Below are 15,613 nucleotides of genomic sequence, written 5' to 3'. Positions count from 1 at the left end.
AGTCCGTTAGGCTCCACTATAAAACGGCAATCCATTCGCCAAGTGCGGGCGAATGGATTGCCGTTTTCTTTTTTTGACCTTGACAGTTTTAATTTTCCAGGCGAATTGCGTTGTTCTGGCGTAAGGTGTCATGGATGAAGTCGAGTTCGTTAAGCCGATTCACTGTGCTATCGTATACATCAGTTGTTTGGGTTGGGTCCTCGATCGTGATAACGACGCTGTATGGCAGCTTCAGCGATTGCTCTGTACTTTCGGCTTCATTGCGGTAATGTGTCTCAAGAAACAGGAACCACGTGTTATCTTTGCTCATGGCATGTTGTATGGTGGCGGGTTTAAGATCTGCAAGATCCAGGGAGAATTTCTTTACTGGATAATATTTTTGACCGTATGCGAGTAGTACGCGCTCACCGACAAATTGATCATTCTCCGCCATGGCTTTCTGCGAATAATAATCGTGGCGTAAAATGTTGGTTGCACCTTCCCGGCCGAAAGGATTGTATCGAGCCATGTGCAACGAGCTTTCTTTTTTCTTGGTATACGTCCCAAATTGGACAGTCAGTTCCGATTGGCAATACATCGCATCTTCACCAACTCGCAGGATTGGATCTGTCACCACAGTAAGATGAATTTGGCCGTAGTAGAAACCATCATGAATCAGCGCAGATGGAAAGGGAAACTCCATCATATCGATTCGTTGCCCTTTGGCTAGTTCACCTTCGAGAATCAAGGTGCTTGAATAGCGTGTATCCTGTATGATATCTATCGCCTTCTCAGGACGACCATACCCCATCTTCTGCACCCGTTCCTCAGTTGATAGAGCCGGTACTTCTTGATAGCTTGCGGAATGGATAGCGAGGGCCTTCACGGTCCGTAAAGTATACTGATGATTGGTCAGAACTTCTAGTTCAGCAAGCTCCCGGGCTACTTTTGGTGTGGAAAAACTTGTTCCGACTTTGGTGGTCGTCGTCAGTTCATCAGCAAGAGCCGTTTCACCGACCACTGAAAAGTCTGCGGGCATTCGCGGATCCTGTACCTTGGCAAATACGTCCCCGCCAAACTGGACCAGATCAGGCTTAATCGTATCAGCTGGTCCACGACCCACGCGGGAATATGGGGCGGGGTAGAATGGCCGGCAATATCCCACAGAGTCACTATTCCGATCAATTGCGCCGACGGTGACTGCCCGTAATGCCTCCGCCCCAATATTCAGCGGTCCGGCCGCATGCCCCGCGTAAAAGCCGGTATCATTTCCTGCTGACTTGCAAATCACGACCCCGTACCGATCCTGTAAGGCATCCAGCATCATTGCAAACTCTGAAAACCGATCTGTCCGAATAACTCCAGTCAAGCTAATCGACAAATTCCAAATGCGGACCTGCGGATGGGCCTTGATTCCCCGTTCAATATTGTCAAGCAGAGTTGGGCCGTCCACCCCTTGCTTAGGAAAAACAGGCACATCAATGATCCGGCATCCTTCTAAGGAAGCATCTTGTGTGTGGTTGGCTTGATCACCATACAAAAGCAGCGTTGCAATAAAAGTGCCATGTTGCGTATTGAGATCCGCATCAACGTACGCTGTCGCTGTGGTGCGGGTTACCCAGCCCTTGGTAAATCGATTTTGTTCAACACCCGTATCTAGTAAACCAATCACGGGATAATCAACCCCGTCCACCGGCGACAAGGGCTGAATCTGGTCAAAATGATTATTTACATTTCGAAAAAAGGGTGGCACTGCTCGCTCCAGCGGCTCAGACAACCTAATCGGCAACTTTCTAAAAAACGAAAGTGCATCCGGTGTTGCATCGACCACCTCAAATACCTGTAAGGTTGGACCATACTTGACCTGGTGGTAATCAATCTGCTTTTTTTTCAGCTGAGCTTCGATGTACCGTAATGCGTGCTCATCAGCTTTCTGATCTCGATACAGCATAGGGCTGAGTTTGTACAGAATACCTGGAGCCGGCGGACGTACTTCTGGAACGAATGGTGTGATCTCCGTAATTGCAGAAATGGGTTGGCGATTACGCTCTGTATCGTGTAATTCTTGCTTGACACGGATAAGCTGATCAACTGCGTCAACTTTCACCATCATCTTGTTTGTACCGTCAACACCAATTTGGCCACTATTGTTACCCACGGCAAACAGCGCAGCAATTGTTTGTTGATGCGTTTTGGCTACAGCCTCGTCAATAAATCGTACCGATAACACATGCGGTAGGCCGTCCTGATCGTGTGCCGCCCAACCTTCAGTGACGTCATCAACCGCCTGCGTCAGCGTTTGACTGCGTTCTGTCAGTGCTTTCCCTGTCAGGACCCATTTGGGATCTTTATTTCCCCCGCCTCCTGTAGTCCGCCCAGCATCGCCAACCCGTGGTTGAAACCGAATAATGGGGTAGTCGTTATGATTTGCCATGTTTTCTCTCCTTCTGCGCTACCTCGCGCACCTTGCGTAGGGACACCTTAAGCTGCTTAGCGGTATCCGCCTGAGTGACTGCGTGGGCAAGCAAATATTGAATTGCAGCCTTATCATCTAAAGTTTCCGGATGGCGTTGCACGTATGCCTGCAACACCACGCTGCCAAATTCCAATTGCTCATCACCAGCCAGTACGCAGTTTCGTGCCGCATTGTTGAATAAGCTTTTAATCACCGCTGGCGCCATTCCTTTGAATAGGCCCACTAACTCAGCCCGGCGCCGGCCATCTGCCATGAAGCTATTCGGCATTACCTGGGCAAAATAGGTAATCAGCTCTTCTCGAATTTGATCGTTGGGCAACGATAAGGCCAGTGTTGTGTCAAAGCGCCGCCAGATGGCGTTATCCAACAACTGTGCGTGATTGGTCGCCGCAATCAGAATGCTTGAGTTGTCAAAGCCGTCAATGTTTTGTATCAAACTATTGACTACCCGCTTCAACTCGCCCAATTCATTTTTGTCATCGCGTACCTTGGCAATGGCATCGAACTCGTCTAGAAACAAAACGCAGGGCTGTTGCCCAGCATATTCAAAAACACGGCGGATATTCTTGGCTGTATCTCCAAGCAGTGACGATACTAAAGCATCCAATCGCGCCGTGACCAGCGGTAAGCCAGTCTGTACGCTGACATAACGGGCTAGCGAGGTCTTCCCTGTACCGGGCGGCCCATAGAGCAATAACCGACTGTTGGCTTCGATGCCTTTCTTCATGAGTGCATTACGCATTTGATAAGCTTTGATAAACTCGCCAATCCGCATTTCAGTGAGATCATCGAAAAAGAGTCGTTCATTAGACTCTTGCGGAACAGTCACATCCACTGTTGCGAGCCTGGTCTCCTGATCAAACGGTTTAGCAGTCAAAGCATCCAGTGTTGCCGTTTGGGTGTCAGATTCTGTCAAGAGCCGGGTAATTTTATCAGCAATACGCGATTCGCCGTTTTCGACATACTCCTGGGCAATCCGGCGAGCATAGTTCTTCACCTGCTGAGGTTTGCCCGTTAATCCGCCAGCAATGATTTTCAGCAATTCAGTGTACATGGATCCGCCCTCCTTGGTTTTAAAAATACCATTACTCGTCCGTAAAATCAATAAATTGTTCCTCGATATTCGATATCCGTTTTTGAAAAATCAAATGTCGTTACCAAAAACGCTATTTCTGGTAGTGAAAATGGCCATTCCGTTTCCATGTCTTCATCCGCTTTGCAGGTAATAGGCTAATCATTTGCGAATGAAATCCTTGGCTTTGACCATGGAAGTATTCACACCTGCATGTCACCGAGTCAATCTGCAAACGGCCTATTCACACAATTTGGTCAATATACCCGCAATGCCCTAAAACGAAGTCTTTGGACTGCCCCGGCAAAACGCTTTCCTGTTAAAATACCCTCGAAAGATGACGCGTGCCCAAAATTGCCGTCATCTCACGTCAATATTTCAGGAAGGATCGGTGACATGTATGTATTACAGCAACGGTAACTTTGAGGCCTTCGCCCGCCCGCGCAAGCCGGCCGGGATTGAAGACAAGCAGGCTTACTTAGTCGGTTCTGGTCTCGCGGCGTTGGCCGCCGCCACGTTTTTGGTGCGGGATGCGCAGATGCCCGGAGACCACATTCACATTCTCGAGGAGCTGGCCCTCCCCGGCGGCAGTCTGGACGGCCTGGACATGCCCAACCGCGGCTTCGTTGTCCGCGGCGGGCGGGAGATGGAGAACCACTTCGAGTGTTTGTGGGACATGTACCGCAGCATTCCGTCCCTGACCACCCCGAACGCCTCCGTCCTCGACGAATTCTACTGGCTGAACAAGGACGACCCTAACCAGTCCCAGACCCGCATCATCTGGAAGCAGGGTACGGAAGTCCCGGATGATTTCAAGATGACTTTGACCGACCAAGCAAATTCGGAGATCATCAAACTCTGCCTGACCCCCGAGGATAAGCTGCAAGACGTCAAGATCAGCGATGTCTTCACTGAAGATTTCTTCAACTCCAACTTCTGGGAGTACTGGAAGACGATGTTTGCCTTCGAGCCCTGGCAGTCCGCCATGGAGATGCGCCGCTACTTGATGCGCTTCATCCACCACATCGACGGTATTGCCGACCTCAGCGCGTTGAAGTTCACCCGCTACAACCAATATGAATCCCTCGTCCTGCCGGCCGTTCAGTTCTTGCAGGACCAGGGCGTGGATTTCCAGTACAGCGTAACCGTGGACAACATCATCGTGGATGAAGAGAACGGGCAGAAAACCGCCCAGACGATCCAGCTGCACCGCAACGGCGAAGCCGAAACTATCGCCCTCACGCCCCAGGATTATGTCTTCGTGACCAACGGCAGTATCACCGAAAGTACCACTTATGGAGATCAGGACCACCCGGCCCAGCCGACCAAAGACTTGGGCGGCAGCTGGCAGTTGTGGGAAAATCTGGCCGCCCAAGACCCGGCGTTCGGCCGACCCAAGAAGTTTTATAACACAATCCCGGAGAAATCCTGGTTCGTATCCGCCACCGCTACTCTGCTGGACGACAAGATCCCCCAGTACATTCAAAAAATCACCCACAAAGATCCGTATTCCGGTCAGCTGGTAACCGGCGGCCCCGTCTCCGTGCGCGATTCCTCCTGGCAGATGAGCTTCGTCGTCAGCCGCCAGCCCCATTTTGCCAAGCAGCCGAAGAATGAGATCGTCGCTTGGGTCTATGCCCTCTACTCCGACGTCCCCGGCGACTTCGTGAAGAAGCCGATCACCGAATGTACCGGTGCCGAGATCACCGAAGAGTGGCTGTACCATATGGGCGTCCCCACCGACCAGATCGTCGCCCTGGCGACCCAGTCCGCCCACACGATTCCCGTCTACATGCCGTTCATCACCAGCTACTTCATGCCCCGGGCGGACGGTGACCGGCCCAAGGTCGTCCCCGCTGGCAGCCAGAACCTGGCCTTCATCGGCAACTTTGCCGACACTGGCCGGGACACGGTCTTCACCACGGAATACTCCGTCCGCACCGCGATGGAAGCCGTCTATACTTTGATGAACGTGGACCGCGGCGTCCCGGAAGTCTTCGCCTCCGTCTTCGACGCCCGCGAACTGCTCAAGTCCGTTTACTATCTAGAAGACGGCAAGAAAATCACGGACCTCAAGGCCCCCAGCCTGATCACCCGGGTCATTGGCAAGCAGGCCTTGAAGAAGGTCAAGGGGACTTATATCGAAGAGCTGCTGCGGGATGCTAAACTATTGTAATCACCGCCATGTTCCCTGATTGACGCACATCCCCCACCTAGGTTCATCCCCAGCAAAATACCCCGTTCCGGGCGCAACGCTCGAAACGGGGTATTTATTTTGCGTCATGCAGTCACCGGCAGGCAGTCATTACCCGCGGCGGCACCATACTTGCATCTGACCGTCTTCACGATTGGCCCATGCGTAATACGGGATCAGGGTCAGCTGAGTGTCTTGCGCCGGTTTTTCGGCAGCCGACGTATACAGGTCAGCATCAGCAGGGTCTTCCGGCTCGCGGTGGGCAGCCGCTTCAACCACCGTGACCCCCTTCAGCAGGTCAGCCTCATAGTGGCTTTCTGTCTTGGCGTTGCGGTCGATCCGATACAGCCATAGCGGTGCTTCGTTATCTGCTTGCTCTGCAGCATAAACCAGCGGACCGCGCTGGATCGCGACTTGGCCAACGTCCGCCCGGACCCGGTTGTTGGACCGCATGAACTGCACGCTCATGTCCAGCTTCAGGTCAATAGTCGTCGCCGCCGCATCGATGGCGAAGTAGACGAAGCCGTCGGTCACCGCAACATCTTCCGCCTGGCCGTTCACTTGTACGGCGAAGTTGCCGGCAGACCAGCCCGGGATACGCAGCCCCAGCTTGAAGCTGCGCGTGTGCGGATTGGCAATCGTATAGTGAATATCGCCCGCCCACGGGAAGTTGTTCTCCTGGGTAATGGTCACATCGTCGGCGAATGAGGCTTCGTTGGCAATGAATTGATGAGAAAGGATCGTGTCATCGTGAACGCTGTACAAGTAGTGGTCCACGGAGGTAATCAGTCGGGCCAAGTTGGCCGGGCAGCATGCACAGCCGAACCAATCCGCCCGGTGGGTCAGCACGTGGCTCTTCCCCGGGTTACCCTTCGTCGCCGCCGGATCGGCCTCCAGCGGATTGACGTAGAAGAAATGCTTGCCGTCCAAAGACATCCCGCTCAATGCCCCGTTGAACAGTTCTTTCTCCAGAATATCGCCATACTCACCCTTCGCCTCAATGTTCAGCATCTGCCGGGCGAAGAAAGACATCCCGACGGACGCACAGGTCTCGCCGTACATCGTGTCGTTGGGCAAGTCGTAATCATAAGTGAAGGCTTCGCCGGTCGTGGTGGAACCGATGTTGCCGGTAATGTACATTCGCCGCTTCACGATATCGTTCCAAAAGCGGTGGCAGGCTGCCAGCAAGTCCTGGTCCCCCGTCAAGCGGGCAACGTACGCCATGCCGGTGCACAGGTAGACGACCCGCACGGCATGCCCGTCGGCGGTCTGCTGGTCCTTGATGGGTTCAGCAGCTTGGTAATAGTTCCGCGGGAAGTCGCGCATCCCCGGGATCAAGTCGCGGTCGATGCCATCGGCTTCGTTCTGTTTTTCAAAGAAGTCCGGATTCTGCCCCCGCTGGTTCAAGAAATAGTGGGCGAGGTCCAAATACTTCTGTTCATGGGTCACTTCATAGAGCCGGGACAGTGCCAGCTCAATTTCCGGGTGGCCATCATAACCAGGGATTTTCCCTTCGCTCAGGCCAAAGTGGGCATCGATACAATCCGCCATTTTTTTAGCAATGGTCAACGCCTTCTCACTGCCCGTGGCCTGGTAATACGCCACACCCGCTTCAATGTAGTGACCCATGGTGTACAGCTCATGGGACTGTTGCAGCCGCTTGAACTTACGCTCCGGGGCATCGATCTGGAAGAAAGTAGACAGGTAGCCGTCCGGTTCTTGGGCCTTAGCAATCAAGTCCACCAGGTTGTCGGTAATCTTTTTCAAATCGGGATTGGGGTGATAGCTAAAGGAGTAGGCGGCGGCTTCCAGCCACTTATAAACATCCGTATCCTGGAAGGGGAAGCCATAATGGTGGCCCTTCATTTCGCCGGCGGCAATTTTCAGGTTGGCCACGGCATGAGAGTTCTTGTCTTGGCCATTGTTCTGCGGATCTTCGGCAATCTTAATGTCTGCCTGATCGTTCATGACGTCCCACTGGTAAGGTAAGACTTCTTTGACGACCAGTTCCCGGTACCGTTTCCAGAACGCAGAGGTGATTTCCACTTTTTTCAATTGCGGTTGGGTCATAACTTGCATCATACGACATCCTTTCTCACTGGTTCTCAGTTATTAAACGATTACGCTTCAGCGGCGTGGCGCTTAGCCAGGTCAGCGCGGACCGTGGCTTCCTGCTTCTCGTACTTGCGGTAGAGCACCATCGGAATGATGTTGATGGCGAAGATGATGGCCGGCAGCCACAGGAAGGAGAAGGAAATGCCGCTGAGGGCCGTCGCGGTCTGGGCCTTGTCCGCCACATAACCGAACGCCTTGAGGATCTGGGCCGGCAGGAAGGAGCCTAAGCCGGAACCCATCTTGATGCAGAAGGAACTGCCGATAGCGGTCAAGAAGCCAGCCGCCCGGATACCCGACTTCCATTCGCCGAAGTCAACGGTATCGCCCACCATGGCGAAGAACATCGTGCAGGCCGAACCGGAACCGATGCAGGCCAGGCACCAGCCGATCATCAACACGACGAAGTTGCCGCCGCTGATGCCCATAATTACTTGCCCGAGAATCGCAACACTGAGGGCAATAACCGTGGCCGCCCACTTACTGGTCGCCTTAACCAGGAAGGGAATCGTCGCCATACCGACGACTTGGATAATGGAGACGCCGTTGAAGAGAGAAATGAGGCTCTGGTTGTTCATATTATATTGGAAGTAATACGCCAGGGTAGAGTTGCGGGTCATCAACGCCGCCCAGTAAATGACGTTAGCCAGCACGATCAGGACCCATGGCCAGTTACCCTTGGCCGCCTTGAAGCTTTGCTTGATGGTCACCGTCTTGGTCGACTCAATATTCTTTTCACGCATGTCCAGGAAAGCCACGACTAGCAGAATGAAGGCCACAATCGCGTAGATACCTACAGCCAGAGACCAGCCTTTCTGCTTGTCGGCCCCGCCCAAGAGGTTGGCAAATGGCAGGATGAAGGTGACGGCGAAGAAGTTACCAATGTTGCCGCCGACCATCCGGAAGGAATTGGCCACGGTCCGCTCCTGCGGGTCTGAGGTCAGGTTGGGCAGAACGGCCGTAATGGGCGTGGACATCCCCGTGTAAGAAATGCCGGCCAGGATGTACATCACGCCGGCGTAAACAATCTTCGCCGTGCCGGACAGATTCGGTGTCGTGAAGAGCAGCCAGACGAACAGGGTAAACGGTAAGGCCATCCACAAGAACCAAGGCCGGCTCTTCCCATACTTACTATGGGTGTGATCAATGATAATGCCCCAAATCGGTGCATCTAACGCATCGAAGAAGCGGGCGACCAGCAGCAAAGTCCCGGCGACCCCCACCGACAGTCCGAAGACCTCAGTGAAGAAATAAAGCAGATAGCCAGAGATAATACAGTAGAGCAAGTTCCCGGACATATCCGTGAAGGCATATGTAATTTTGCGGTGCAGAGGCAAGTGATCGTCATTCTCGACAGTTGCCACGGTGCCGACATGATCACGGGTTGTTTCCATGATAAGGACTCCTTCAACAATTTTTTTGGAATAATGGCAGGGTTGCGGTTGTTCCTCGAATACTGCCGTTACGCTTGACTGCGGGAAAAAACAATCGTACATCGCGTCAGTGTCAGTGCTCCGCGGGACACTCTTGCCCGCAAAGGCGCCGGGCGAAGCCCAAGCCGTAACCCCTTTCTTTACGTTTTATATCGTAAGCGATTGCAGAATATCCGAAAAGGTCTATAATACGCAATGTGGTGTTCATTTCCGACAAGGTTAGAAAAACAATTGCGTCAAATCAGCGTTTTCGACATATGGTGACGGTTTCCGATACGTCTCAGGAACCAGTTTTCTCATATTTGGTAGCGATTTCCGACATGTGGTCTACAGCGATTGACGCAGTTTAGAAAGCAGGTCACACTGATGCAGTACTTTCCCTTTCACCTCACCCGGCCCGTTCTGTTTTATAAGGGCGGCGAATTCAGCACTCCCGATCCCTGGCAGCACCGGGCCGTGTACCATAAGGGCGACTATGAATTGATCTACTGTTTAAAAGGACCGTTCTACTTGCTGGTGGGTGAGCGTGAACACGCTATCCAGGCGCATGATGTCTTCATTGTGCCGCCGTTCACCAAAGTGGTCGGGGCACGCCAAAGTACAGACCCCGTTGATTTCTTCTGGTTGCATTTCTTTAGTCAGCAAGAAGAAGTCCCTTTCCAAGCGGGCAGCGACTTTGGTGAAGCTTTGCCGGTAGCCGATACGGCCAGCCCGCAAATTGTGTTGCCCATGCAGTTCCCGGCACCTGATGATCAGCGGCTGGTCGTCCGCCTCCACGAGATCTTGGCCGAACGCCTGCCGCAAACCACCAAGGCCAGCGTGGACGAGCGGGATTTTCTCACCTCTGCGCTGCTGGTCGAACTGTTCAAAAGCTACGCCAACGCCCACCAAGCCTCGGTGAACGATCGGATGAATTACCTGCGGGAATGGATTCGAGCCAATATCTCCAGCACCCTGACCGTAGCGGATATTGCCCAGGCAGTCCACTTGAATGCAGATTATCTCACCCGGTTGTTCAAGGAGAATACCGGGATGACGACGTTGCAGTATCTCAATCACTTGAAGATTGAGGTCGCCCAAGTCCTCCTGGTCCACACCGAACTGGCCATCAAAGAAGTGGCCCAGGCCGCCTACTTCAACGACCCCAAAGTCTTCATGCGCCACTTCAAGGCCGCCACCGGCCTCTCGCCGTCGGAATACCGCACCGCCAACAGTCGGATCCATCTGAATAACCCCCATGTCGATCCCCAGATCCCCATTCCCAAGCGAATCGCGGACACCATCAATTACATTCCCGAGAATGGCGATATTCCCGAATAAGTCACGTTAAGAAAGGTGCCTACTGAATATGAAAATCCTCATCAAACCCATCGGCGGTCAATCGCCCATCTCCTGGCTCCTCCAAATCGGCCTCCTGGCCCTCATTTGGGCGGTATACAAAAAGACGCTGCCCCGCGACACGACCACCATTCTGATTGCCGGAGCTTTGATCATTGCCATCTATTTAAGTTTCGCCGTAACGAAGAAATTTGCCGAACGGGACAGTGGAGACTCCGCCGCACGACGCTAATGCAGGTTGACTTAAACCTTGGTTCAAGTGGTACGCTTCTCTTAAAGGAGTGACCACGTATGAAAACTGAACTGCAAAAACTCGAAGACGGCGAATGGTACTACTTCTTGGACCCCGCCGTCGCGGCCCGCAAAGCTCGGGCCGCTAAGCTGTGTCAAGAATTTAACGCCATTCCGGCCACCGACCCCGACGCTCAGACCGCGAAAATCAAGGAAATTTTTGGCTCCTACGGGAAGAACATTTCTGTCCAAGCCACCTTCAACTGCGATTACGGCAAGAACATTCACGTCGGTGATGATTTTTTGACGAATTACAACTTGATCATCTTGGATATTGCGCCGGTCACGATCGGCAACCACGTCATGATTGGGCCCAACACGGGAATCTATACGGTGAACCACCCGATGACCGCCAAGGGGCGGCGCCAATACTTAGGGAAAGGGTCGCCAGTGACGATTGGCAATGATGTGTGGATCGGCGGCAGTGTGACGATTCTGCCCGGCGTGACCATCGGCAACAACGTGGTCGTCGGCGCGGGAGCCGTGGTGACCAAGGACGTGCCCGATAACACCTTGGTCGCCGGTGTGCCGGCGAAACCCATCAAGAAATTGGCAGTGGAATAATAAAAGGCGGTTTGACCGGACAGGAAGTCCAGCCAAACCGCCTTTTATGATAGCCGTTATTGCGGCTGATCAGCCGATGCGGACAGGTCCCGCACCGCCTTGAAGTGGGCCAATTCTTTGGTGTATTTATCAATGGCCATGTCGCTGGCAAACTTACCTAAAGGCAGCCGCAGCGGCAGTGTCTCCCGATGGTTGGTCACTTGGTCAAAGATGATCTGTGCCGCTTTGTGGGGATCACCAGCTTCATGGTGTGCGCCCTTAGCACTGCCTTCGATATTGTCAGCAAATTTCTGATAGTCAGGAATCGTCGGCAGCTTCTTCTGGGAAGACCGGCCGGCCCAGTCCGTACGGAAGCCGCTGGGCTCAATGATCATCACCTTGATACCCAAGTCCCCGACTTCCTTCGCCAGCGACTCACTGATTCCTTCCACGGCGTACTTGCTGCCGTGATAGAAGGACAGTGTCGGGAAGGAATACAGACCGCCGATGGAACTGAAGTTCACGATGGTGCCGGAATGCTGGGCACGCATGAGGGGCAAGACCGCCCGGGTCGTGTCGACCAGACCCCAGACATTGACGGCGAACATATACGCCACGGCATCCCGGTCGCTTTCTTCAAACGTGCCGAAGTAACCAATGCCGGCGTTGTTGATCAGGACATCGATACCGCCGAACTTGTCCTTGGCCGCGGCGACCGCCGTGCTGATCTCATGGCGATCAGTGACGTCCAGCGTCTGCCTGAGGATCTGCCCGTGATCATATTGATCTAAGTAACCGAGCTGATTGGTGTGCCGCGCCGTGGCGACGAGATTCACGCCGTCTTGCTGGGCAACGTATTCTGCCAAAGCGTGACCAAACCCGGTGGACGTCCCGGTAATGAACCATGTGGTATTTGCCATTGAAATCCATCCTTTCTTGATATTCCCTATGCTACGACTTAAACTGTGGTTTAAGTCAACACCTGAAATGGAGGAATTAACCATGTATTCAATCGGCGATGTCGCCACGATGATGGGCATCAATCCGTCTGCCCTGCGCTTCTATGACCGCCAAGGCCTGCTGCCCTTTGTCGCCCGGGACAAGGCCGGCCGGCGCCAATTTTCGAAGAATGACCTGAACTTCATTGAAGTCATCGACTGCTTGAAGAAAAGCGGCGTGCCGGTGAAGGATATCGGCCACTTCGTTCAGCTTTGCATGGCCGGGGACAGCACCCTGCATGAACGCTACGCTTACCTCGACAAAGAAGAGCAAATGCTGCAGGATAAGCTGCGGGAAACCCAGGCCCAGCTTGATTTTCTGCGATACAAGAAGTGGTACTACAAAACGTCGGTGGAAGCCGGCACAGAGAAGATCCACTTCGCCCCAGGAACGAACGAAGTGGACCCCCAGACGAAGGCCATTTATCAAAAGGAACTGGCCCACTGTCAAAACCTGCGGGACCTGATCGATTTGGCCCAAGATGACGCGTAACTAGCTGGCCAAGCCGTGAAAGAAGAGCATCACAAAACGAGGCTGAGGCAATTTTCAACGTCCCACCGCATGGTTTGCGGTCAGTTCGTTGATTTTGCTTCAACCTCGTTTGTCGGTGTTGCGCTTTGCGCTGCCGCCTCATGGTCCATTACGATGCTTCGCCGGCACCGTTATCAGTCCAGGTCGAACACCACTTGTTTTGTATTCGCTGGGAAGGCATACGCCCCCCGCACCGTATCGGTCAGGCTGGCGGGGCTCAGATTGGTGCTTGTCCGCAGCCGCAGCTGATATGGCAGCACCTCTGCCGTGGCTAGCTGCACCGTCACCTTTTTGGCCACCGCGTCCAGCGTCACCTGGCGAATCGGTGTGGTTTCACTGATCAGCGACCAGTCCCCGCGGGCCCCGTGTACGAACACCCGCCGGTGGAAGGCATCGGTCGGGGTCAGCGTGATCCGCTGTCCCGCGTCGCTGGTTTTACCGCCGAAGCTGAGCCAGCCGCGTTGTTTGTCGTAGAACACGTATTGGCCGGCATCGTGGGCATAGCCGTAGAAGGCTTGGCCATAGTCCCCGGTCCACGGCTCGAACGCCTGAATCGCCGGATCGGCCAAGTAGGCCATCGATCCGAAGCCGTCGCTGTCGATGTCGAACAGCGCACTGGTCGAGGCGGCGTAACCCAATTGCAGCAAAGCCAAGTCAGTCGGATCATGGTGCAGATACTCGTGCAGCAGGGGGATGGCGTTCAGGCTGGAGCCATAGTGGCCGAATTCCCGGGCCACTTTCTCCCACTTGCCGTAGACCATCGAATCGAAGTAGCGGCGGCTGTCGCCATCGTAGCCCCAGTGCGGCACGTGCGGCGTATACGCCTCGATCGCTTGCACGGTCTGCACCGCCTTGGGCCGGTCATTGAAGTAATCGCACCACATATAGACTTCTTCTTGGCCAGTGGAATCCCAGGGCATCTCACTGCCGTAAGGATACTTCAGCCCGGCCCAGATCTCGTAGCGCTGGTGCATATAATCCGTGAACCGCTGGGCCTCATCGTGCCAACCTTCATTCTCCAAGTCGCGCAGCATCCACAGGTGGGCGCTGCCGACCATCAGGCCGAACTGCTCCAAGTCCATGGGGTCGTCCTTACCGCAGAAGCGATGCATGGCCAGCACCGTCTCATAGGCGTGGCGCAAGTACCAATCCCACTGGTGGTGACTGACCAGATTGGGATAGTTCCGGGCCAGGCGATAGAGCACCCAATAGATGACCGCTTGGTGAATGTAATTATAGGCCCGCCACGTCGTCTCGGACCGCCGCTGATCCCAGCTGCCCCAGTTCTTCTTCGATTCTTCTTCCGAGGTGTAGAAAAGCGAGGCTCGGATACTATAATCTGCATTCTGCAGGTGGCCCCACAGCACATCATCCACATATTCTTGAAGCATCTCGACTTGCTGGCGGTCGGGCATTAACAAGTTCTTCATCGCCATGAGCAGGTTTGGCCCTGCCCCGACTTCGTCGGATACACCGGAAACAAAGGCGAGCCGCTTGGCATCAGTGACCATCCGGCCGGTCTCCCGGTCAAAGGGCATGAACGCATGCTGGCGATTGAAGGCGTCCGGCTGGTCCAACCACTGGTGCTGGACGTGGAAGTCCGCCAAGCGCCGCACACTTTCTGCCGCGGTCATCGTCACCCGGTAATGGAGTGACTGGTGGCGGCCATCGGCGTACAGCACCGTCAAGCGGGCGTTTCCCTTGAACCCGGGACGGTGCTGGATCTGCCATTGCTGGCGCTGGGGATCCGCGGTGGCCGTTAAGGCCCCCGCGGGCGTGGCGGTGATCTCTTGCACCGCGGCCGGGCTGGTCAGCCGCAAGGCCGCCGACTCGTCACCGCGCAGCACATAACCGGGCAAGGAATCTGCCACCGGCAAACCTGCCGCTTGCAGTGCGTCCGGAATCGCCCGCGGACTGGGACACGTGGAGAATTGCCAAGTAAATGTCCGGCTATCCCCTGGGGCTAACGTCATGGCCGCCGGTTCGTTCCACTGGGTCTTGCCCTCCCAATCCGTCTCAGCCCACGCTTTATCCAGAACAGTCCACTCGTAGAAACCCTCGAAGTCGACGCCCCGGGGGGTGGCGTCATCGAGCAGCGGCCGGTATGCTGTGAACGGTGTCTGGTCGCCGGGCGTAACCAGCAGCGTCGGGCCTTCGCCGTTCAAGCGAACGACCTGCAGGTACCCGGCATCCAGACCCATATACGGGTCAATGAAGACGCACTGGGTGTGACTCTCATCCAGCGTTTTGCCGCTGAAGACTTGGTTGAAGATCATGGCCGTCCCCAGGCCGCCGACTTCGTACGCCATATCGGTGGGGTTGCGCAGCGTTACTGTGAACGTTGCCCCGGCACCGGCAGCTGCCCAGTGCCGATCGACTTTCAGGGGGCTGCCAGCGAGGGACTGGTCGTCTTTGGTATTGAAGAAATGCCAGTCATCATCGGCACCGGCCCGCAAGGCGAGCTCAACGTCCCCCAACTGATAATACGCTTTGCCCGTGCGTGGCTTCTCAACTAAACTCGTACCGAAGTCGAACGCCGACCCTGTCGCGGGGACGAACCGGCAGGCTTTGAGCAGTGCACTGCCCGCAATCAAGGGCGCTAATTCAAAATGTCCAGACGCTTGCGTCACTTTTCTCTTCCTTTC

At 54.5% G+C, this 15,613-nt stretch carries 11 protein-coding genes; 5 read left to right on the top strand and 6 right to left on the bottom strand.

The window, feature by feature from the left end; translation table 11 throughout:
- Positions 1–88 precede the first annotated feature (88 nt).
- Positions 89–2,413, bottom strand: coding sequence for a S8 family peptidase (locus L248_RS13590; RefSeq protein WP_022530840.1), 2,325 nt, complete (start codon positions 2,411–2,413; stop codon positions 89–91).
- Positions 2,400–3,509, bottom strand: coding sequence for an AAA family ATPase (locus tag L248_RS13585; RefSeq protein WP_040536920.1), 1,110 nt, complete (start codon positions 3,507–3,509; stop codon positions 2,400–2,402). The genes L248_RS13590 and L248_RS13585 overlap by 14 nt, the downstream gene beginning before the upstream one ends.
- Before the next feature lie 418 nt (positions 3,510–3,927).
- On the opposite strand from L248_RS13585, the gene L248_RS13580 reads away from it, so the two are divergent.
- The gene (locus L248_RS13580; protein WP_022530838.1) at positions 3,928–5,703 is read left to right on the top strand and encodes an oleate hydratase; all 1,776 of its coding nucleotides are present in this window, start codon (positions 3,928–3,930) and stop codon (positions 5,701–5,703) included.
- 129 nt (positions 5,704–5,832) lie between these two features.
- On the opposite strand, the gene L248_RS13575 is transcribed toward L248_RS13580, so the two are convergent.
- Both L248_RS13575 and L248_RS13570 read right to left on the bottom strand, forming a co-directional pair.
- Positions 5,833–7,800 (bottom strand): glycoside hydrolase family 127 protein, encoded by a 1,968-nt coding sequence (locus L248_RS13575; RefSeq protein ID WP_040536918.1) that lies wholly within the window; start codon positions 7,798–7,800, stop codon positions 5,833–5,835.
- A gap of 41 nt (positions 7,801–7,841) precedes the next feature.
- The gene (locus L248_RS13570; protein WP_040536916.1) at positions 7,842–9,227 is read right to left on the bottom strand and encodes a glycoside-pentoside-hexuronide (GPH):cation symporter; all 1,386 of its coding nucleotides are present in this window, start codon (positions 9,225–9,227) and stop codon (positions 7,842–7,844) included.
- 405 nt (positions 9,228–9,632) lie between these two features.
- Here L248_RS13570 and L248_RS13565 point away from each other — a divergent pair, with 405 nt between their 5' ends.
- From L248_RS13565 to L248_RS13555, 3 genes are read left to right on the top strand one after another with little or no spacing between them, the layout of a single operon-like run.
- Positions 9,633–10,586: an AraC family transcriptional regulator gene (locus tag L248_RS13565; RefSeq protein ID WP_040536914.1), complete on the top strand. Its 954-nt coding sequence runs from the start codon at positions 9,633–9,635 to the stop codon at positions 10,584–10,586.
- A 28-nt stretch (positions 10,587–10,614) separates the two neighbouring features.
- Entirely contained in the window at positions 10,615–10,836 is a 222-nt protein-coding gene (locus tag L248_RS13560) for a hypothetical protein (RefSeq protein ID WP_022530834.1), read from the top strand.
- Positions 10,837–10,895: 59 nt separating this feature from the next.
- Positions 10,896–11,459: a sugar O-acetyltransferase gene (locus L248_RS13555; protein ID WP_022530833.1), complete on the top strand. Its 564-nt coding sequence runs from the start codon at positions 10,896–10,898 to the stop codon at positions 11,457–11,459.
- A gap of 56 nt (positions 11,460–11,515) precedes the next feature.
- Here L248_RS13555 and L248_RS13550 read toward each other — a convergent pair whose 3' ends face one another.
- On the bottom strand, positions 11,516–12,358 hold the full coding sequence (locus L248_RS13550; RefSeq protein WP_022530832.1) for an oxidoreductase: 843 nt from the start codon (positions 12,356–12,358) through the stop codon (positions 11,516–11,518).
- Between the two features lie 82 nt (positions 12,359–12,440).
- Between L248_RS13550 and L248_RS13545 the strand changes: the two genes are divergently transcribed.
- The gene (locus L248_RS13545) at positions 12,441–12,929 is read left to right on the top strand and encodes a MerR family transcriptional regulator (RefSeq protein WP_040536913.1); all 489 of its coding nucleotides are present in this window, start codon (positions 12,441–12,443) and stop codon (positions 12,927–12,929) included.
- Positions 12,930–13,102: 173 nt separating this feature from the next.
- On the opposite strand, the gene L248_RS13540 is transcribed toward L248_RS13545, so the two are convergent.
- Positions 13,103–15,598, bottom strand: coding sequence for a DUF5695 domain-containing protein (locus L248_RS13540; protein WP_022530830.1), 2,496 nt, complete (start codon positions 15,596–15,598; stop codon positions 13,103–13,105).
- Between the last annotated feature and the right edge of the window lie 15 nt (positions 15,599–15,613).

This window comes from Schleiferilactobacillus shenzhenensis LY-73, assembly GCF_000469325.1.
Lineage (GTDB): Bacteria > Bacillota > Bacilli > Lactobacillales > Lactobacillaceae > Schleiferilactobacillus > Schleiferilactobacillus shenzhenensis.
Note: the sequence above shows the minus strand (reverse complement) of the source record. Positions and strands in the feature narration are given on the sequence as shown.